At 68.7% G+C, this 20075-nt stretch carries 20 protein-coding genes; 11 read left to right on the forward strand and 9 right to left on the reverse strand.

Translation table 11 applies throughout. The features are described 5' to 3' along the window. Positions 1–171: 171 nt before the first annotated feature. The 3 genes from Q0R27_RS07600 (at position 172) to Q0R27_RS07610 (ending at position 2363) form a co-directional block, all read left to right on the forward strand. Positions 172–333, forward strand: coding sequence for a Flp family type IVb pilin (locus Q0R27_RS07600; protein ID WP_293943104.1), 162 nt, complete (start codon positions 172–174; stop codon positions 331–333). 99 nt (positions 334–432) lie between these two features. Then, positions 433–1437 carry a beta-eliminating lyase-related protein gene (locus tag Q0R27_RS07605; protein ID WP_293942979.1) on the forward strand — a complete coding sequence of 335 codons (1005 nt, stop codon included), beginning with the start codon at positions 433–435 and terminating at the stop codon, positions 1435–1437. Then, positions 1434–2363 (forward strand): EamA family transporter, encoded by a 930-nt coding sequence (locus tag Q0R27_RS07610; protein ID WP_293942981.1) that lies wholly within the window; start codon positions 1434–1436, stop codon positions 2361–2363. Before Q0R27_RS07605 ends, Q0R27_RS07610 begins: the two co-directional genes overlap by 4 nt. Here Q0R27_RS07610 and Q0R27_RS07615 read toward each other — a convergent pair. Beyond that, positions 2261–3574: a M48 family metallopeptidase gene (locus Q0R27_RS07615; protein WP_293942983.1), complete on the reverse strand. Its 1314-nt coding sequence runs from the start codon at positions 3572–3574 to the stop codon at positions 2261–2263. The two genes, Q0R27_RS07610 and Q0R27_RS07615, sit on opposite strands and share 103 nt — an antisense overlap. Positions 3575–3702: 128 nt before the next feature. Here Q0R27_RS07615 and pepN point away from each other — a divergent pair, with 128 nt between their 5' ends. Together pepN and Q0R27_RS07625 are read left to right on the forward strand one after the other, a co-directional pair. After that, a complete protein-coding gene (gene pepN, locus Q0R27_RS07620) occupies positions 3703–6288 on the forward strand; it encodes an aminopeptidase N (protein ID WP_293942985.1) in 2586 nt (861 codons plus the stop codon). A 45-nt stretch (positions 6289–6333) separates the two neighbouring features. Then, positions 6334–6546: a hypothetical protein gene (locus Q0R27_RS07625; protein ID WP_293942987.1), complete on the forward strand. Its 213-nt coding sequence runs from the start codon at positions 6334–6336 to the stop codon at positions 6544–6546. 26 nt (positions 6547–6572) lie between these two features. On the opposite strand, the gene Q0R27_RS07630 is transcribed toward Q0R27_RS07625, so the two are convergent. Together Q0R27_RS07630 and Q0R27_RS07635 are read right to left on the reverse strand one after the other, a co-directional pair. After that, positions 6573–6827: a DUF2171 domain-containing protein gene (locus Q0R27_RS07630; protein WP_293942989.1), complete on the reverse strand. Its 255-nt coding sequence runs from the start codon at positions 6825–6827 to the stop codon at positions 6573–6575. A 57-nt stretch (positions 6828–6884) separates the two neighbouring features. Beyond that, positions 6885–7460 carry a hypothetical protein gene (locus tag Q0R27_RS07635; protein WP_293942991.1) on the reverse strand — a complete coding sequence of 192 codons (576 nt, stop codon included), beginning with the start codon at positions 7458–7460 and terminating at the stop codon, positions 6885–6887. Between the two features lie 125 nt (positions 7461–7585). On the opposite strand from Q0R27_RS07635, the gene Q0R27_RS07640 reads away from it, so the two are divergent. The 3 genes from Q0R27_RS07640 (at position 7586) to Q0R27_RS07650 (ending at position 10560) form a co-directional block, all read left to right on the forward strand. Further along, on the forward strand, positions 7586–7783 hold the full coding sequence (locus Q0R27_RS07640) for a hypothetical protein (protein ID WP_293942993.1): 198 nt from the start codon (positions 7586–7588) through the stop codon (positions 7781–7783). 100 nt (positions 7784–7883) lie between these two features. Then, positions 7884–9179, forward strand: coding sequence for a fumarylacetoacetase (gene fahA, locus Q0R27_RS07645; RefSeq protein ID WP_293942995.1), 1296 nt, complete (start codon positions 7884–7886; stop codon positions 9177–9179). 88 nt (positions 9180–9267) lie between these two features. Further along, on the forward strand, positions 9268–10560 hold the full coding sequence (locus tag Q0R27_RS07650) for a hypothetical protein (RefSeq protein WP_293942997.1): 1293 nt from the start codon (positions 9268–9270) through the stop codon (positions 10558–10560). Between the two features lie 71 nt (positions 10561–10631). On the opposite strand, the gene Q0R27_RS07655 is transcribed toward Q0R27_RS07650, so the two are convergent. Next, the gene (locus Q0R27_RS07655) at positions 10632–12086 is read right to left on the reverse strand and encodes a hypothetical protein (RefSeq protein ID WP_293942999.1); all 1455 of its coding nucleotides are present in this window, start codon (positions 12084–12086) and stop codon (positions 10632–10634) included. Between the two features lie 3 nt (positions 12087–12089). Beyond that, positions 12090–12356: a hypothetical protein gene (locus tag Q0R27_RS07660; protein WP_293943001.1), complete on the reverse strand. Its 267-nt coding sequence runs from the start codon at positions 12354–12356 to the stop codon at positions 12090–12092. Between the two features lie 65 nt (positions 12357–12421). Here Q0R27_RS07660 and Q0R27_RS07665 point away from each other — a divergent pair, with 65 nt between their 5' ends. Then, entirely contained in the window at positions 12422–13789 is a 1368-nt protein-coding gene (locus Q0R27_RS07665; RefSeq protein ID WP_293943003.1) for an oligosaccharide flippase family protein, read from the forward strand. Here Q0R27_RS07665 and Q0R27_RS07670 read toward each other — a convergent pair. From Q0R27_RS07670 to Q0R27_RS07685, 4 genes are read right to left on the reverse strand one after another with little or no spacing between them, the layout of a single operon-like run. Further along, positions 13713–14231 (reverse strand): hypothetical protein, encoded by a 519-nt coding sequence (locus Q0R27_RS07670; protein ID WP_293943005.1) that lies wholly within the window; start codon positions 14229–14231, stop codon positions 13713–13715. The genes Q0R27_RS07665 and Q0R27_RS07670 overlap by 77 nt on opposite strands. Next, complete coding sequence (locus tag Q0R27_RS07675; RefSeq protein WP_293943007.1) at positions 14228–15424, reverse strand: glycosyltransferase family 4 protein; 1197 nt, start codon at positions 15422–15424, stop codon at positions 14228–14230. The genes Q0R27_RS07670 and Q0R27_RS07675 overlap by 4 nt, the downstream gene beginning before the upstream one ends. Next, positions 15421–16506 carry a glycosyltransferase family 1 protein gene (locus Q0R27_RS07680; protein ID WP_293943009.1) on the reverse strand — a complete coding sequence of 362 codons (1086 nt, stop codon included), beginning with the start codon at positions 16504–16506 and terminating at the stop codon, positions 15421–15423. Before Q0R27_RS07680 ends, Q0R27_RS07675 begins: the two co-directional genes overlap by 4 nt. Next, positions 16503–17729: a glycosyltransferase family 4 protein gene (locus Q0R27_RS07685; protein ID WP_293943011.1), complete on the reverse strand. Its 1227-nt coding sequence runs from the start codon at positions 17727–17729 to the stop codon at positions 16503–16505. Before Q0R27_RS07685 ends, Q0R27_RS07680 begins: the two co-directional genes overlap by 4 nt. A gap of 77 nt (positions 17730–17806) precedes the next feature. Between Q0R27_RS07685 and Q0R27_RS07690 the strand changes: the two genes are divergently transcribed. Together Q0R27_RS07690 and Q0R27_RS07695 are read left to right on the forward strand one after the other, a co-directional pair. Continuing rightward, positions 17807–19267: a DUF6418 domain-containing protein gene (locus Q0R27_RS07690; protein ID WP_293943013.1), complete on the forward strand. Its 1461-nt coding sequence runs from the start codon at positions 17807–17809 to the stop codon at positions 19265–19267. A gap of 60 nt (positions 19268–19327) precedes the next feature. Continuing rightward, complete coding sequence (locus Q0R27_RS07695; protein ID WP_293943015.1) at positions 19328–20023, forward strand: sugar transferase; 696 nt, start codon at positions 19328–19330, stop codon at positions 20021–20023. Positions 20024–20075 lie beyond the last annotated feature (52 nt).

The raw sequence follows: 20075 nt of genomic DNA on the forward strand, positions 1-20075 counted from the left end.
GCCTGCCGTGACTCTTGGGAAAATACGGCTCAAGCCGCGCCATCTGCTCGTCCGTCAGCCAGTACAGGTTGCTCATGCTCCGTCTCCTTGCGGAGCCTGAATCAGATCGCGCCTCTCAAATCAATGGGTCCTGACCCTAGAGTTACCGGACCAGTCAATGGGGACGATAATATGCGCAGCTTTATCAAACTCGTCCGAAACACCCAAGGTGCGACCGCGATCGAATACGGCCTGATCGCCGCGCTCATCGCCGTTGCGGCCATCGGCGCGATGCAGGGCATCGGCACGAAGCTGAACTCGACGTTCAACAACGTTTCAACTTCGCTGGTCTAACCGCGTTTCGTCATGCGGAGTTGAAAAGCCCGTCGCCCCGGTGGTGCCGGGGTTTTTACGCGTTGACCGCGTCGCGTCGCGCGGCCATCGCTCCGCGCCATGCGCTTCTTTTCCGACAATGCCGCCGCCTGTCATCCGGCGGTGCTCGACGCCCTCGCCGAGGCGAACCGGCTCGACACCGCCTATGATGGCGACGCGTGGAGCAGACGGCTCGACGGCGCTTTCTCCGACCTGTTCGAAACACCGGTCCGCGCGCTGTGGGTGACCACCGGCACCGCCGCCAACTGTCTCGCGCTCGCCGCGCTGTGCCCGCCCGAAGGCGCCATCTTGTGCCACCGCGACGCGCATATCGAGGTTGATGAAGCCGGCGCGCCGGAATTCTTCACCCACGGCGCGAAGCTGACCTTGCTCGAGGGCGAGGGCGCGAAACTGCTCCCTGAGACAATCGAAGCCGCCTGCGACCGCGTCCGCGCCGACGTCCACCAGGTCCAGCCGCACGCGCTGGCGGTCACCAACGCCTCCGAATATGGTCTCGTCTACCGCGCCGCCGAGGTCGCCGCGATCGGCGAGGTCGCCAAGCGCCGCCGCCTCGGTTTCCACATGGACGGCGCGCGCTTCGCCAACGCCGTCGCGTCGACCGGCGAATCGCCCGCCGACGTGACGTGGCGCGCGGGAGTCGACGCGCTCAGCTTTGGCTTCGTCAAGAATGGCGGGATGAGCGCCGAGGCGCTGATCTTCTTCAACACCGCGCTCGCCGACGAAACCCTTCGCCGCCGCAAGCGCTCGGGCCACTTGCTGTCGAAGGGCCGCTACCTCGCCGCGCAATTGCTCGCGCTGCTCGAGGACGACCGCTGGCTTGCCAACGGCCGCGCCGCCAACGCCGCCGCAACGGCCCTCGCCGAAGCCGCCGGATCCGAACGCCTGGTCCACCCGGTCGAAGCCAATGAGCTGTTCGTCCGCATGACCCCCGCCGAAGCCGCCCGCCTGCGCGCCGCCGGTTATGACTTCTACGACTGGGGTCCCGGCGAGGCTCGTTTCGTCACCAGCTGGGACCAGGACATGGCCGCAGTCGCCGGCCTCGCCGAGGCGATCCGAGCGCTGTGATCAACCCTGCAAGCGGCGAGCATCGCTTCCGCGGGATCATCCTGCCGTTCATCGTCTTCACCGCGATCTGGGGCTCGACCTGGATCGTCATCCGCGACCAGCTCGGGGTCGTTCCGCCGCAATGGTCGGTGACTTATCGCTTCATCCTGGGGGCCGCCGCGATGGCGGTGATCGCCAGGTTCAAGGGCCACAAGCTTGCCCTGACGCGCGGCGGTCTCGGCGTCGCGCTTTTCATCGGCGTCACCCAATTCTGCCTCAACTTCAACGCCGTCTACCTTGCCGAGCGCCACGTCACCTCCGGCGTCGTCGCGACCGTATTTGCGTTGCTGCTGATCCCCAACAGCCTGCTCGCCTGGGCCTTCCTCGGCCAGCGTCCCGGCCTGCGCTTCATCGCCAGCGCGGGCATCGCCGTCGTCGGCATCGCGCTGATGATCGTCCACGAACTTCACGACAGCCGCGCCACCACCGAGCAGATATTGGTCGGTATCGGCCTGACCCTGTTCGGTATGCTCGCCGCCTCCAGCTCCAACGTCATCCAGGCGCGCGAGGAGGCGAGGCACATGCCGATGAGCGTGCTGCTCGCATGGTCGATGGGCATCGGCGCCGCGATCGACGCCGTCGTCGCGCTGGTCGTCGCCGGGCCGCCAGTGTTCGACCCGCGTCCCGCCTATTGGCTCGGCCTCGCTTACCTTTCGCTGGCCGCCTCGGCACTCGCCTTCAGCCTTTATTTCCCGGTCGTCCGCAAGATCGGCCCGGGCAAGGCGGCCTATTCGAGCGCACTCGTCCCGATCATCGCGATGGCGTTGTCGACCGGGCTCGAAGGCTATCGCTGGACGTTGCTCGCCGGCGCCGGCGCCGCTCTCGCGCTCGGTGGGATGGTGCTGGCGTTGAGCGGCGGCGGCAAGGGGCGCACCACCCCACGCTGATCGACCGGCAGGTCGGCGAGGTGCGCCGCCTTCCACGCCATCGCCCGGTGCACCCGGTTCGACCCCGACGGATGGTCGAAGAACAGCGCCTCCTCGACCCGCCCCGGCTCGATCTTGCGATATTCGCTGAGCTGCATCGCGCTCTGGGCAAAGCCGTCGGGCTCGCGCGCCGCGTCGAGCCCGAAGTTGTCGGCCTGGATCTCGTGCCGCCGGATGAGCGTATTGGTGATCGGAGTCGCGACCAGCATGATCAGCGACACCATCAGGAAATAGACCGGCACCGCGGCGAGGTCGGCAGGCCCATTGACGCCCCACCGCGCGCCATGGCGCGCGATCAATCGCGGTACCGACCACCACAGCGCGAACATCACCCCCACCAGCAACAGCGCGAATTGCGCGATCATCCACTGGATGTGGTCGAGCACATAATGCCCCATTTCATGCCCCATGACCGCCTTGACCCCCGCCGGAGTCGAGCGGTTTAGGAGATTGTCGTTGAGCGAAATGCGGATCGTCGGCCCCAGCCCCGAGACGTTCGCGGAGACTCGCTTCGACTGTTTCGATGCGTCGAAGACATAGACATTGTCGGCCGGGATATGGTTGGCGTGCGCCATTCCCAGGATCTGGTCGCGTAGCGGACCCGCCGCCATCGGCGTATATTTGTTGAGCAGCGGCGAGATGTATACCGGCTGGATCATTACGATGAAGGCGAGCAGCAACGTTACCGCCCCCGCCGACCACAGCCACCAGCGGCGAGGCGACCAGCGGATCAAGGCGAAGACGATTCCGATCAGCACCGCCATGATCAGCGCGTTGACCGCAAGCACGATCGCCTGCTCGCCGAGCCATCCGCCAAACGACTGATTCATCAGCCCATAATGTTTCTCGCGGACAAAGCCGGCGTAGATTTCCCACGGCGCGGTCAGCAGCGCGCCGATGAAGACGAATGGCACCGCAAAGAGCATCGCCTGGAGGAACCGCCGCCGCGTGATCCGCTCGGCGAGGTCGCGCCACTTCGCTGACCAGCCGAGGCGCAGCATGACGAGGTAGGACAGCACCCCGACCAGCGCGCTCCACAGCAGCATCCAGTATCCGCCCTCGAAATAAGCGTCCGACTTCGCCCGCGCGGCGCCGGACAGCGTGTCGAGATAGGCGCGCGACGCGGCCTCGACGTCGAACGTCGGCGCAATGGCGGCAAGCGTGGTGAGCATGATCAATTTCCCCCGAGTTCCGGGCGTATTATTCTAACAACACACCTTTGGCCAGTCCGTTGGCAGATCGACCAACGGCGGGGTTTTCGTGCATTGCCACCCACCGGCGCGCTCCCTAGCTAGTCGCCATGGATATCCGTACCGCGCCCGCCGCCGCCGCCCACGCCGAAACCCGCCGCGGCGATTACCGCCCGCCCGACTGGCTCGTCCCCGAAGTCGCACTCGACTTCACCCTCGACCCCGACCGATCGACAGTGCGCGCCCGGCTGATCGTCGAGCGCAACGGCGCGCACGACCGGCCGCTCCGGCTCGAAGGCGACGGGATCGCCGCTACCTGGCTCAAGGTCGATGGCGCGCCCGTCGAGCCGGTGATGGATGGCCCGACGCTGGTCATCACGCTTTGTGGCGACCGCGCGACGATCGAGACCGAAGTCGCGCTCCACCCCGCCGCCAACAGCAAGCTGATGGGGCTCTACGCCTCGGGCGGGATCCTCTGCACCCAGTGCGAAAGCCAGGGCTTCCGCCGCATCAGCTTCCACCCCGATCGCCCCGACGTCCTGTCGGTCTACACCGTGCGAATGAGCGCCGACAAAGCGCGCTTCCCGGTGCTGCTCGCCAACGGCAACTGCACCGCGTCGGGCGACGGCCAGGGCGGTACCCACTGGGCCGAGTGGAACGACCCTTTCCCCAAGCCGTCCTATCTGTTCGCGCTGGTTGCCGGCGATCTCGCCCCCAACCGCGACAGCTTCACCACCATGTCCGGTCGGAATGTCGATCTCGGCATCTGGGTGCGCGAAGCCGACCTCGCCAAGACCGCCCACGCGATGGCCGCTCTCAAATCGTCAATGGCGTGGGACGAACGCACCTACGGCCGCGAATATGACCTCGACCTGTTCAACATCGTCGCGGTCGACGATTTCAACTTCGGCGCGATGGAGAACAAGGGGCTCAACATCTTCAATTCGCGCTACATCCTGGCCGACGCCGACACCGCGACCGACGGTGATTTCGACGCCATCGCCGGGGTCGTCGCGCACGAATATTTCCACAATTGGTCGGGCGATCGAGTCACCTGCCGTGACTGGTTCCAGCTCAGCCTCAAGGAAGGCTTCACTGTCTTCCGCGACCAGGGGTTCTCCGCCGACATGGGCTCGGCGGCGGTCAAGCGGATCGACGACGTCCGCGTGCTGCGTTCGGCGCAATTCCCCGAGGATGCCGGCCCGCTCGCCCATCCGGTGCGCCCCGAGAGCTATCTCGAGATCACCAACTTCTACACCGCCACGGTGTACAACAAGGGCGCCGAAGTCATCGGCGTGATGCGCACCATCCTCGGCCCGGACCGCTTCCGCGCCGGCTCCGACCTCTATTTCGACCGCCACGATGGCGAGGCGGTGACCTGCGAGGATTTCGTCAAGGCGATGGAGGATGCGAGCGGCATCGACCTCGCCCAGTTTCGCCTGTGGTACAGCCAGGCCGGTACGCCGACCGTCACCGCGCGGCTCGATCAGGACGGCGGCAGGACGGTGCTGCACTTGTCGCAATCCGTCCCCGCGACCCCCGGCCAGTCGACCAAGCAGCCGATGGTGATCCCGCTCAGGACCGCGCTGATCGGCCGCGACAGTGGCGCCGAGCTTGCGCCCGCGCAGGTCATTCTGCTGACCGAGGCCGAGCAGGCGATCGCCTTTGACAGCATCACCGAACCGGCGATGCTGTCGATCAACCGCGACTTCTCGGCCCCGATCATCCTCGACGTGACGCGCGCGGCGGGCGAGCTTGAATCCCTCGCCGAGCACGATCCCAACCCGTTCGCCCGCTACGAAGCGCTGCAGGAACTGATGCTCCGCACGCTCATTGCCGGCGCCAGTGGCAAACCGGTCGATCCCGCCCCGGTTATCGAGGCGATGCGCCGCACGCTGGCCTCGAACGCGCTCGACCCGGCCTTCAAGGGCGAAGCGCTGCTCCTGCCGTCGGAGAGCATGATCGGCGACCGTATGCCATTGGTCGACCCCGACGCGATCCACGCCGCGCGCGAAGCCTTGCGCCGGGCGATCGGCGTCGCCTTGGCCGACCCGCTCGCCGCCGCGCAACGCGAGGGCGCGCCCGGCAGCGACCTGTCCCCCACCGCCAAGGGCATCCGCCGCCTGCGCAGCGTCGCGCTCGGGCTCATCGCCGCCGGCGACACGCTGCGCGGCGCGGCGCTGGCCAAGGCGCAGTTCGACAGCGCTGACAATATGACCGACCGCCAGGGCGCGCTCGGCATCCTCGTCAGCGTCGACGCGCCCGAGCGGCAGGCCGCACTCGACGGCTTCTACGACCGCTACCAGGCGGATTCGCTGGTGGTCGACAAATGGTTCGGGCTGCAGGCAGCGGCGCAGCGTCGCGATACCCTCGCCGCGGTCAAAGCCCTCGCCCGTCACCCCGATTTCAGCATGACCAACCCCAACCGGTTGCGTTCGCTGGTCGGCAGCCTCGCGATGAACCAGTGGGCGTTTCACACCGCGTCGGGCGAGGGCTATCGCTTCCTCGCCGACATGATCCTCGCGTCCGACCGGATCAATCCGCAGACCGCGGCACGGCTCGTCCCCCCGCTCGGCCGCTGGCGCCGGTTCGAGCCCGGCCGCGCGGCGCTGATGCGCGCCCAGCTCGAGCGGATCGTCGCCGAGCCAAACCTGTCGAAGGACGTGTTCGAGCAGGTCTCGAAATCGCTCGCCTGACAGCAGGACACGCGGGATTAACCCGTCGTCGATTAAGGTGGTGCAATGATCCCGATGCGCCACTCGACAATCTTCAAGAACCGCTGGTGGGCGGGTCTGTGGGCGGCGGGCATCCTGTGGTTTGCGCTCGACGTCGCCGGGGGCAGTGACGAAGCGGTGCAGGCGCAGGCCAACAACATCGTCGCGAACGACGCGACGGGCGCGCCGGTAACCGACGAGCAGGCCCGCCAACTGGCGCAGGCGATCAACTCGATCTGACCGCCCGCGCCCTTCGCCAGTTCGCCTTAAACGGCGTCGTTCTTTTCCTCCTCGAACGTCACCGCGACGTCGCCATTGGCCGACAGCCGCACCCGGTCGCCCTCGATGTCGGCAACGAGCCCGCGCGAGATATAGTGGTGATGGCCCTCGTGGCTGCCCTCGCCGCTGTCCTTCTTGGTCAGCTTGATGCGGTCGCCGTCGATGTGGTCGACCGTCCCGACATGCACGCCGTCGGCGCCGATCACTTCCATATGTTCCTTGATGTCCTCGAACCCGGCCATGCTGTTTCTCCTTCGCGTTGCGTGATCCCCTAACGCCGGGGCCGCGCGAAGGATGCGTCAGCCCTTCTCGATGAGCCCGCTCTGGACGATATGCCAGCGGCGCTGCTCAGGCGTCGAACCGTCGACATCATTGACCCGCCGAAGCGTCAGCGGCCCGATGAAATTGAACCGCCTGCCGGCCTTGTCCAGTCCGTACAGCCGCAGTGGCACCTGGACGAAGCTCGATCCCATCGCTCCTTCCTGGTCATGGGGCTTGCCGACCTCGCCATGAACCTCGCGGAACGTCGCAAGCGTCGCCGGAGCGAGCGGCCCCTGATTGATTCCCGCGCGCCACGCCTTGTCGGCCGCCGCGAACTTGCCCTGCTCGATCAGCGCGGCATAAAGCTGCACGACCTGCCCCGCCCCCTCGGCGCTTTTCGGGTCGATCGGCCCCTTGGGCTCGGCCAGCGGGGTGCGATCGTCGGGCAGCCCGCCTTCCGTTCCCGGCGAGCCCGGTTCGGGCACCACGGCGGGCTGCGCCTCATTGGCGATCGGCTTGACCGGCGATCCGATCGCCACCGTCGCGTTGACCGGAGTCCCCTTATTCTCGATCGGGGCCCCAGAATTGCACGCGGCGAGCAGCAATAGGCTCACGAAAATCATTCTTTTCATCATGCACAAGCGCACCTTAAAGCGTATCGTTCCGGGCCGGGAGGAACCACATCCGGCACCACGAGTTTGTTTCACATGCTCAATAAGCCTCAACAGGGAGACGACCGATGGACAATGACGAACGCCCGGTAGAGCACACGACGATCATCGAAACCGGCAATGGCGGCAATGGCGGCATCGTCGCCGTTGTCGTGCTGATCATCGTCGTGCTGGTTTTGCTGTTCCTGTTCCGTGACCAGCTCGGCTTCGGCAGCAAGTCGTCGACGATCAACGTCCCCGACAAGATCGAAGTCAACATCAACTGATCCCCAGCCGCCGCGGTCTTTCCCCATCGCGGCGCCCTCGATTTGAATCTCCCCGCGAGCGACGGTAACGCGCCCCCGTGGCAATCTTCAGGGGGCGAATATGACGCGCGGTCTCGACGAAACGCACCAACCATCGCGAACAAGCTGGGTCGCCAGCGCGAACGGCCACCCCGATTTCCCGATCCAGAACCTGCCGCTCGGCGTCTTTTCGTCGCCCGGCGGTGATCCACGCATCGGTGTCGCGATCGGCGACCGGATCCTCGACGTGCGCGCCGCCGCCGCCCTGCTCGACCCGGCCTGGCAGCGCGCCCTGTCGCAGCCCATCCTCAACGACTGGTTCGCCCACGGTCCGGCCGACGCCACCGCGCTTCGCCGCCGCCTGTCCACTTTGTTGAGCGACCCCGCGCACCGCGCCGAAGTCGAACCCCACCTCGCACCCCAGGCCGAGGCGACGATGCACCTTCCCGCGCGAATCGGCGACTACACCGATTTCTACGTCGGCATTCACCACGCGACCAACGTCGGGCGCCTGTTCCGCCCCGACGCGCCGCTGCTGCCCAACTATAAATATGTGCCGATCGGATACCACGGCCGCGCCAGCTCGGTTCGCGTTTCGGGAACGCCGGTCATCCGCCCCAGTGGCCAGCGCAAAGCCCCGCAAGCCGACGAGCCGACCTATGGCCCGACCCAGCGCCTCGATTATGAACTCGAGCTCGGCCTATGGATCGGTCAGGGCAACGACCTTGGCTCGCCCATCCCGATCGGCGAAGCGGGCGAGCATATCGCCGGCTACTGCCTGCTCAACGACTGGTCGGCGCGCGAAATCCAGGCGTGGGAATATCAGCCGCTCGGACCGTTCCTCGCCAAGAATTTCCTCACCAGCATCTCGCCGTGGGTGATCACCGTCGACGCGCTCCTCCCGTTCCGCCGGGCGATGCCCCCGCGCCCAGCGGGCGATCCCGCCCCGCTGCCCTACCTCGCCGACCCCGCCAACCAGGCGAGCGGCGCGCTCGGCATCGCGCTCGAAGTCACCCTCACGACCGAGGCGATGCGCGCCGCCGGCCTCCCCCCGCACACCCTGTCGCGCGGCGAGGCGGCAGCGGCGATGTACTGGTCTGCGGCGCAGATTGTCGCCCATCACAGCGCCAACGGCTGCAACCTCCAGCCAGGCGACCTGATCGGCACCGGCACGCTGTCGATTGCCGAAGACAGCGGTCTCGGCTCGCTGCTCGAGATCAGCGAAGGCGGCAAGGCCCCGGTTACCCTCGCCAACGGCGAGACGCGCTCCTTCCTCGAAGACGGCGACGAACTGACGATGAAAGCCTGGTGCGAGGTGGCAGGGGCGGTCCGAATTGGGTTCGGGACCTGTTCCGGACGGGTCCTCCCCGCGCGCTAGAAATCGGTGATTCCCGGCGACCATTGCGCGCTCGTATCCAAAGGCGCATGGTTGCACCGCTCGGCTGGTTTATCCGGATGGAACCCGCTTGAGTCACCCGCTCCCGAGCAACTTGCTCCGACCGCGCACGATACGCGCGCCGCTGATCGTCATGCTCGCCGGCTCAGGCGCGCTGTTGGGCGCCGCCGGCGGACGCGGCGTCGCGCCGATGATCCCGCCCTCCTACCGCGCCGCCGCGCAAGTCGAATTCGTCCAGGCGCCCGGCACGGCCCCACTGTCGGACGCCGCCCGCGACGCGCGGATCGACGGCTTTGTCGAAACAGCGCGCGCCCTCCCGGTCGGCACGGCGGCGCTGCAAGGCGGAGGCCTGCGCGACGACCCCGAACTCGCGCGCGATGCCCTCGTACTCGGGAATGGCGATCAGGCCTTGGCGATCGCGCTGCTCGACCGCGTCCGTCCCGAGCGGGTCGGGGCGACCACGCTCATCCGGATCGAGGCGACGAGCGCCGATCCCTCCCGCGCCGCGCGCTACGCCGACGCGCTCGCCAAGGCGCTGATCGCCCGCTCGCTCGCCGACCGGATGACCGACATCTCGCCGCCCGACGCGCTGCTCGATCGCGACCTTACCGCCAGCCGCCTCGCCGCCGAACGCGCCGATGTCACCCTCGCCGCTTTTCGCGCGAACAACGCCGACGGCGCCACCCAGGGCGACGCGCTCGTCGACCAGCTCCGCAGTGCCCTCGCCACCGCGCGCGGCGACGAAGCGGCGGCGGCGGCGCGCGCCTCGTCGGCCGGGGGCAGCGTCGTCGTCTCCGCCTCGACGATCGGCCAGAACGGCACCGCCAGCCTCGCCCAGTTGCGCACCCAGCGCGCCGAACTTGCCCGCCGCGTTGCGCAACTCGGCGACCGCTTCGACCACGCCTACCCGCCGCTGACCAGTGCCCGGGTCGAACTCGGCGAGCTCGATTCGGCGATCGCCGCCGAACTCCACTCGCTGTCGCGCAGCGCCCGTGCCGAGGCCACCGCCGCGACCTCGCGCGCCGCCGCGCTCGACCGCGGTCTCGCCAGCGCCGAGCAACGCCGCGCCCGCACGATCGGTGCCGGGGCCGAGATCGCCCGGCTCCAGCGCAACTCCGACACCGCGCGCGAAGCCTATCGCCAGTTGCAGGCGAGCCTCGTCCAGCGCGCAACCGATCGCAGCATCGCCCGCTCCGAACTCCGCCTCGCCGCCCCCGCCGCGCCGCCGCTCCGCCCGTCCTCGCCCGACCGGCTGCTGCTCAGCCTGTTCGGCGCACTGGCGCTCGGCATCGCCGGCGCGCTCGCCGGGCTGTGGCTGCAGCGTCCCCGGCTTGACGCACCCGCCGTCCTGTTCGCGGTTTAATAAGTGCTTTTGTATCGCGCAGTCTGTGCCGGCCCGTACCCCCGCCCGGCACAGTTTTGCCGAAACAGGCTTTAATAAGTGCCGATCGTCCCGGCCCCCGCGGCGGGCGCGCGAGATGGCGGCATCGCCCGGGTGAAGATCGCCGACCCCGCCGTCGCCGCGTGAATCGCCAGCGTCCCCGCCGGCATGTCGACCGCCACCCGGTCGCACCAGTAACGCGCGCTGTCGTCGACCCTCAGCGCGGTGCCGATCAGCGTGCCCCCACTGGCAAGGTCGCCCATGTCGCCCTCTGCCCGGCTCCCCGCGAGCCAGCTCACCGAGGTGTTGATCGACCGCATCGTCCCGCCGCGATTGGCGCGATAGACCCCCGCGACGTCGAGCCCGACGACATTCTCGTGCGTCGTCCAGCCGTTGCACGACACGCCCGGCGCGCGGCCATTGTTGCTCGCCGAACAGTTGACCGTGACGACATGCGTCGCGGCGGTCGGCGCGGTGCTGTTGTGGACGTTGAAGCCGTCGGTGGCGTTGGCGTCGGCGGCGCAGTTGAACAAGGCGGCGAGGCCGTGGACCGAGTTGATCGCGACCCCGCTCGCGCCCGTTTCGCCCGTGCCCCCGGCGTAGCGAAAGCTGCACCCGTCGGCGACGACCGCCTTCATCGCCGCGGGCACGGTCGCCGGCGCATAGGTCAGACAAGCAGCCGAGCTTCCGCCCTCGAGGTCGAACCCGTCGCCCGCGAACTGCCCGCCGACGAACAGGCTGACCGGCGCGGTCGCCTTGATCGTCGCGGTGCCGGAGCGCAGCACGCGCGTGTTGACGTTGGTCACCGCCGCCGCGTCGGCGCGGTTGATGTACAGCGTGCCCGCGACCAACGCCCAGCTACCTGGACGGACATTGCATTGCGCTGCCGTCACCACATTGGTGAGTTCGACCGCATTGCCGAAGCGGTCGAGGTTGGCGCGGTCGAGCACCCGGTTCATCGTCGCGACAGCGAAGCTGTAGCAGTTGGTGAAGGTCGCGTCGGCAGTCGGCGCGGCGAACGCGTCATAGGCCCCCGTTTTCACCCGCCCGCCCGTCGCGATCAATGCGAGGTCGACGGTCGGCAACACCGCGCCGCCGTTCGACGGGTTGTTCGCGCGCGGATAATCCCCCGCCGCGACGAAGACGGTGGCCGGCTGTCCGGCGGTGTTGGCGGCGGTTACCGCCTTGTGGATCGACTGGAACGGCGCGCCCGACGCGCCGGTGCCGGTCGTGTCGTTGCCGCTCGCGATGTTGACGTAAAGCGTCGTACCGGGCGCGCCGCGCGCGGTCGAGAACAGGTCGAACAGTTGCACCGCCGACTTGCCGACCGATCCGAACGACGCCCGCCTGTCCTCGTAAAGACTAACCACCGGGGTGAAGGCGGAGATGGTCCAGGCGGTGCTCCATGCTGCCGGCGCGGTCAGCGTGAGCGGCGCGAGCCGTGCCATGGAGCCAAGCCCCGACAATTGCGCGACGCTGACGGCGCTGCCGCCCGACGACCGGCCCATCGCTCAGGCCTCGCCGATAAGGTCGGCAGCGGTCGTGCCGGTCGCGCGGACATGGCTCGCCCGCACCCCGATGTAGCTCGCGTTGGGCAAATTCTTGTAGGTCACGTCACTCGCCGCGCCGACCCCGCGCAGCGTCACGTCGCCGCCGGTCCCGACGTAGATCCCCTTGACCACCTGCGCCAGCGCGACGGTGTCGCTCGGGATCAGCGCGAATGGCACCCGCGACGGCAGTTCGGGCGAATCGCCCATCGTGTCAAAATTGTCCGGCATGGTTCTCTCCCGTTTGCTTATCAAATCGCCGTAGCTTGCGAAACAAGCTGTAGGAAAGGCATTTCTTGAACCTTACCGGTTATTTCGAAATCCGCCGCTTAACGTGGGCGAGGGTTACGTCCGGTGCGATGGTCACCACCGGGGGCCTTGCCGTGTCGAGCGCGCTCAATCTCGCCGGACTGCTGCTGTGGGTCCGCCTCCTCACCCCCGACGAATTCGGCACGCTGTCGCTGGTCAGCGCTGCTGGTCTGATGCTCAACGCGCTCGGTTTCGAGTGGCTGCGCCTCGCCGGCGCGCGCAGCCTGAGCGATCCCACACGCTCCGAGGGAGTCTCGCCCGAACGCCTGTCCGCTTGGATTCGCGTTGCTGGGATCGCCGCCTTGATTGTCACCCTTACCGTGCTGTTGCTCACCCTCGCAGGAATTGCCGCACCGGGCCTCGCCCCGCGATGGAACGCCGCGATTCTCCTGCTCGGCGCCAGCGAAATGCTCCTCGTTGCAATCACCCTCGTCGCCCGACTCCGCCTCCAGTCGGGCACCTATGCAGGCGTCATGATCGGCCGATCCGCGCTCGCCCTTTCCGGCGGCGTCGCGCTCGTCTTCAGCGGCGCCGGCGCGGCGGGCATTGTCGCCGCCACCGCAATCGGCCAAATCGCGATCACTGCCCTCGCTATCGCCCGCGATCCGCTGTGGCGCTCGGCCATCGGCGCGCCATCGAACCGCCAGGACCGATCCGACCTGGTTCGTCTTGGCCTGCCACTCATCGCTGGATCGGCGCTTGCGCTGGCCGCCGGAACGATCGACCGCGGGCTGATCTCGGCGCATCTCGGGCTCGCCGCCGCGGGCCATTTCGCCGCCCCGGCCGAACTCGTCGCCAAGACCCTCGGCTTCGCGCTGATGGCGGTCAACCTCAGCGCCTACCCGTTGCTCGTCCGCACCCACGAGCGCGATGGCCCCGCGGCGGCGTCGCGCGCGCTCGAGCGCAACCTCGCTGTCCTGCTCGCCGTCGCGCTGCCAATCCTGCTCACCATCTGCCTCCTTGCCCGTCCACTCGCCGCCGCGCTGCTCGGCCCGGCGAGCCTCCCGCTCGCCCCTCGCCTGCTCCCGTGGCTTGCCGGCGCGGCGCTGCTGCGGCTGCTCGTGACGTTCCACTTCGGCATCGCAATCCAACTCGCGCGGCGGATGAGCTTGCTGCTGGTACCCCCGCTCATCACGCTCGCGATCCTCATCCCCGGCGCGGCCCCGGTGATCGCGAGCGGCGGCCTCGAGGGCTTCACCATCCTGCTTTTCGCGGCGCAGGGCGGAGGGACGGTTGCCGCCTGGTTCCTCGCCCGCCGAGTCCTCCCCACCCGTCTGGTTACACCGGCAATCCTGCGGCTGCTCGCGGCGAGCGCGCTCCTGACGCTGCTTCTCGCCCCGCTGCGCCCAGCATGAGCCGCTGGGCACCGATCGTTTCGCCGTCCGGAACGAACACCGCGCCAAGCAATGTCGCTCCGCAAAACAGGGTCACCCCGTCACCGAGCCGAGGATAATCCGCGACCTCGACCCAGCGTCGCCCCAATGTCACTCCCTGATAGATCGTCGCCCTTGATCCGACGAAACCTCCTTCGCCGATAACGATCCCGAGCGGATGCGGGAAGCGCACCCCGGGCCCGATCCGCGCCTGCGCCGAGACATGGCATCCGAACCGCGCGATCATCCGTCGCTCGATGAGCAGGGCGAGCACCCGGCCCCACCGCCCGCGCGCAACCGCCCAGTGCGCCGCCCGATAATGACAGGCGAGCGCGAACCCCGGGCTCAGGAACCACGCGACCGTCGCCTGCCCCACGCTCGGGCGCCTCCCGCAAGCAACCAGATCGGCACGCCACGCACTCATGGTCCTGTCGTCGCTCGGCGGGCAGCATCATAAAACTCATGATGTGCCGCGACCACCGCGCGCTCGCTGAACGGATCGAGCGCCTCGGCCGACGCCGCCCCCCCGGTTCGCCATGGCGCGCTATGGTCGATCGCGCCGCGCATCACCCCCGCCAGGGCCCGCGCGTCGCCCGGTCGGAACAGCGCGATGCACCGCCCGATCGTCGCCACCTCGGGGATTCCCCCTGACGCCGCGGCAATGATCGAGCGGCCATGAGCGACTCCTTCGACCAGAGTGCGCGGCAACGGTTCGGGCCACAGCGACGGGATCATCAGCACGTCGATCGAGCGCGCGAAATCGCCCGCATCGGCCCAGCCGAGCCAGTCGATCCGCGGATCGTCGCTTTGCCTGCGCAGTCGCTCTGCATACGCACCGCGCCCGACCCCCGCGATGCGCAGCCGCCACGCATCTCGGCCGATGTGCGGCAGTGCGTCGAGCAATGTCTCGATCCCCTTCTCGGCCTCGATTCGCCCCATGAAGCCGAACGTCAGCGGTCCCTCGGTTGGCCGCGCCGACACGCGCTTCGGCCTCGGCACGACATTGAACAGGCTGCGTCCGTCGACCGCCTTGAACCGCCCCGCATCGCGATGCGCCGCCAGAATGAAATCACTGTTCCCCGCGACCGCGTCGACCAGCGCCGACGCCGCGCGCGTCGGTCGCGTCACCAGCTGGCAATCGACGCAGCGCGACACGCACGGCTGTCCGTTTCGGAACAGTGCCGAGCGCGGGCAGATCAGCGCATAGTCGCGCAAGCTGTGCGCGAGCGAAAGCCCGCGCCGCTTGACTTCGGGCCAGATCGAAGCCCCGAACCCGGTCAGCACATGGCTGTGCACCAGGTCGGGCCGGACCGTGTCGAGCAGCCGCCCGAACCGCGCCGCCGCCGCCCGGTTCCAGCGGTCGCGCCAATGCCACAGCGCGCGCCGGCCGCTGCCCGGACGCGACCCGCCCCACGGCCAGTAATACTGGTCGATCGGCAGCCGGTGGACGATCACCCCGCGCTCGACCACGACCTGCTCCGCCGAACCCGCATCGAGCGTCGCGACATGCACCTCGACCCCGTCGCGGGCGAGTGCTTCGGCGAGCAGCGCGACCGACGTCTCGGCGCCGCCGATGCGGTGCGGCGGGTAGAGCGCGTTGACGATCAGCAGCCTCATGCCGCCACCGCCCGCGGCTGGTCCATCGCCGCGCAAGCCCCGGCAAGCACCGTCGCCGAGCTCGCCCAGCGATAGTGGAGTGCGCGGTCGAACCCGGCGGCGATCCGCGCGCTGCGCCACCGCCCGTCATCGGCCAGCGCCGCCGCCATCAGTACCGCCAGCCGATCCTCCTCGTCAGGGCCGAAATGCTCGGCCGCGCCGCCGCACACCTCGATCGCCGCGCCGCAGTCGCTCGCCAGCACCGGGCACCCCGCCGCCATCGCCTCGAGTGGTGGCAGGCCACATCCCTCGTAGCGGCTCGGGAAAATCAGCGCCCGCGCCGAGCGCAGCAGTGCGCCGACCTCGGCATCGCTCAATCGTCCGGCAAAGATCGCGCGCGGATCGTCGCCGATCTGCGTTGAACCGAAAATCCGCCCCCGCCGCTCGCCGACGATCACCAACCGCACATTGTCGCCGGCAATTCGGCGCAAGGCACGCATGACGAGTCCGAGATTCTTGTTCGCGCTCAGATTGCCGACGGTCAGGAAAAAAGGCCGCGCACCGAGCCCGAGGCGGAGCAGCACACCGTCGTCGACCGGACCGCGCAGATGATCGGCGCCGTTGGGAGCGAGCACTATGTCGGCCAGCGATATGCCGAGCACCGCCGCCAGCTCACGCCGCGAAAACTCCGACACGGTCGCGATCCTCGCCCGCCGCGCGAGCCCGCGCTCGAGCATTCGGTGCCCGAGCCCATAGCTGCGCGAGAAATACGCGGGAAAGCGATGCACCGCGGCGTCGTGCAGCACGACCAGCTGGCGCGGATGGAGCAGCGGCCCGCTCATCGCCAGCGACAGCGCGATCCCGTCGCGAGCGCCCCGCGCGAACGCCCACTGATCCCAGCCATGCCCTCCGCCGCGCCCGATCCGGCGCTGCGCGATGTGAGCGAGCCCCGCAGCGGGCGCCCCGGGCGGAGACAGCAGCACCATCTGGGGCCACCCGCCATCGCCCGCCAGCACGTCCAGCGCGCGGACGATTTCGCCGGCATAGCGCTGCACCCCGCTCTGCGGCTGGGTTGCGAACCGCCCGTTGATGAACACCGTCATCGCCGCGCCGCCAGCCGCACGTAGAGCGCCTCGGTTCGATCGACCATGTCTGTATCGCGCACCGCTCGGGCGGCGCTGACCGCCTCCTTGCGAAGCCGTACAAGCCGCGTCGGATCGGCCAGCAAGGCCAGCAGCAGCGCGGGCAGCGCTTCGCTGCCGCACAGCTGTCCGCCGCCCTCGCCGAGCAGCTGGCGCGCGCCGGTTGCCATCGTCGCGATCACCGGCACCCCCACCGCCACCGCCTCGATCACGCCATGATCGACGGCACCGGCGCGGCCGGGAACGACGAGCAGGTCGATCCCGGCGATCCATTTTTTCGTCGCAATTCCCCGCAGCCACACGAAACGATGCGCATGATCGCTCGCCGCAATCGCCTGGGCGACCAGCACCGCCTGCTCGCCATCACCCAGGATCAGCGCCCTGACATTGGATTGCCGCCGCATCGCGCCGAGCGCGGCGGCGACAAACAACAGCGGCGCAGTGTCCGGCGTCAGTCGGCCGATGAAACCGATCCAACAGTCGCCGTCGCGCGCGCCGAGCGCCTTGCGCGCTTCGCTGCGGGGTCTCGCCGTGACGGTCTGGTTCCCGTTGGCGATCAGGTGCCGCCGCTCGACGTCGATCCCCAACCGGCCGGCGTCGTCCCATTCGGCCGGGTTGGCCGCGACGAACGCGTCGGTTCGCGTGGCGCCGAGCAGCCGCTCGCCAAGCTCGATCAGCGACCTCGCCGCAACCCCGCGATCACGCCCGGCCGCTTCCAGCGCATGCGGTGAATAGACGAGGGCGGCCCCGCCAGTACCGGCCAGCCGGGCGACACTGCCGGCCTTCGCATGGTGGGCATGAAGAACTTCGAACGGACCGCGCTTGGCCAGCATCCGGCCGAGCGAACGCGCCGCCGGGATGTCGCGCCAGCTGGCGGCACGCTCGATCGGCAACGGCACCACCTCGGCGCGAATGTCGCACAGGGAATGACGAAACGCGCTGTCGGCACTGGTCGGCGAATAGATCAGGGTCAAATCGTGACCGCGCGTGGCCAGCGCCCGGGTCAACTCGACGACGTGTCGGCCGGTGTCTCCCACCGCCGCCTCGACCACCTGGCACAGCCGCATTCCCTGACTCCCGATCGCCCCCGAACGGGGGCCAACCGAGCGCTTCATCAGGCACGAGCGACTCGAATTATGCGGTATCGAGTGACGCTTGCCGATCGCTTCGGCAAGCAGGAACATGGCGCTACCGTAACAATTCGGTAGTCACGGGCCACGATCATTCAGCCTATCAAGCAACTGTGCCGGGGGAGAACAAGGTGGGCGACCGCCGGCACACGACCGACCTTTCAACCGGCCCCGCAGAGCGGCCGATCGTCGAGGCAGCGACCCGCTTCCTCCCGTGGATCGCCGCCGCTGCCGCGACCTGTATCGGCGCGGCGGTCGCGCCCTCACCGGCATGGGCGCTGGCGGCTTTTGCGATCTTCGCCGGTTTCTGCCTGACACTCGCCCGCCGCGCTCCCGCTACCTTCCTCCTGCTCGCCCCGCTGCTCGTCCTGCGCCTGACCGAGCTTGGCTCGGGGGTGGCGATCGAATCCGGCGCGGCGATGGTCGAGACCGGCACGATCGGCGCACCGAGCGGCGCCTTCGCCCACCTGTGCCTGCTCAGCCTGCTCGTCATCCTCGCGGCGGCATGGCCGATCGAGCGGATGTGGCGAGCCACGAGCGAGCGCCTGTCGCAAGCCCGGCTCGACTGGACCGACACTGCTCCGGCCCTCGCCATCGCGCTCGCGGCGCTGCTCGGCCTCGCCAGTATCATTCTCGCCTTCCTCGCGATCCGCCACGGCGTTCCGCTGATCGGCCACATCGACCGCTTCACCTACCTCGGCCAGCTCGAGGGCACTCCCTATCGCTCGATCATGATGAACCGCCCGGTGATCGCACCGCTGATCGGGGTGGTAATCGCCACCTCCCGTACCCGTCGCGCCGGCCTTGGCCTGCTCGGATGGCTGTTGCTGATGTCGGTGCTGTTCGGGGAGAAGTTCACGTCGTTACTGCTGATCATCGGCGGCGCGGCGGCGCCTCCGTTGCTCGTTCGGCTGGCGCAGGGCGGTCGGCTCCCGCGGCGCCCCCTCCTGCTCGCCCCGGCGATGTTCGCGATCATCAGCCTGCCCGCGATGCTCCTCGCCTATGGCACGATCGGCGACAGCGGGGCGGCATGGCGGCGGCTTGGCGAGCGCGCCGCGGTCCAGGGCCAGCTGTGGTACTTGGCCGACCGCGCCGGTCCGCTGCGCGAGGTCGATGTCCCGGCCCTACGCGCCGACCTTATCAGCTGGTTCCATCCCTCCAAGCAGCACGCCGAGCGCGTCGGACCGCGCTTCGGCCTCTATTATGTCATGGCGCGCTTTACCCCGACGCACCGGCTCAAAGTGGCCGAGCGAGGCGGCACCGGCTTCGTCTTCGCGCTCCATCCGTATCTGCTGCTCGCCGGTGGAGTCGTTGGCCTGTTGCTCGGCACACTCATGATCATGCTGACGCAAGGGTGGGCGCTGGCGCTGCTTCTGCGCTCGCTGGTAGCCGGGCGGTGGCTCGCCGCGCTCGCCTTCGGTCGGGTGATCAACAGCTGTTATGCCGGCATGGCGACAGGCTATTTGTGGAATATTTTCGGGGTCAAGACGCTGGTGACGTTCGCGCTCGGCCTGCTGCTGCTCAGCCTGCCCGACCTGCGGACAATACTGGGTCGACTAAAACCGCTTAGCGCCGAGCCCGGCATCACCTAATCTGTCCACTTCGGACGATTCGCGCTGCTCGGAGCGGATCGAACAGGAGACTGTTCGACCATGTTGCAGCTGCCTTACGCCACCTATCGCCCCGCGCCTGTCTCGCTAGCCGACTTGGCCCCGCCGACCGGCAAGCCGCGGCCAGCGGGCGACGCGATCATCCGCCTGCTCGACCTGACGATCGCCGCGGTCGCGCTTTTCGTGCTCGCGCCGATTATGCTCCTCGTCTCGCTGCTGATTGTCGCCGGCGACGGCGCCTCGCCGCTGTTCGTCCAGCAGCGCCTCGGCCGCGGCGGATCGGGCTTCGGCTGCCTCAAGTTCCGCACCATGATCCCCGACGCCGAGCACCGCCTCGCGCTGCTGCTCGCCGGAAACACAGCCACTCTCTCCCTGTGGCGGCGCGACCAGAAGCTCGCCGGCGACCCGCGCATCACCCCGCTCGGTCACCTCCTGCGCATCGCCAGTATCGACGAGCTTCCCCAGCTCCTGAACGTCCTCGCGGGCCACATGAGCCTGGTCGGCCCGCGCCCGATCGTCGCCGCCGAGGTCGGCCGCTACGGCCGCCGCTTCGCAACCTATTGCGACCGCCGCCCGGGCATCACCGGGCTGTGGCAAGTCACCGGTCGCAGCCGCGCCGGCTACGACCGCCGCCTCGCGTGCGACCGGCTGTTCGCCCGCCGCCGCTCGGTCGCGCTGTACCTGCGCATCCTCGCCGCGACCGTGCCAGCCGTGCTCTTGGCGCGCGGTGCCTGCTGAGGTGCCTTCCGCCCGGCGCTTGCGTCATGCCGTTCGCCGGCGCAGTCTCGCT

This window comes from Sphingomonas sp. (assembly GCF_025362505.1).
Lineage (GTDB): Bacteria > Pseudomonadota > Alphaproteobacteria > Sphingomonadales > Sphingomonadaceae > Sphingomicrobium.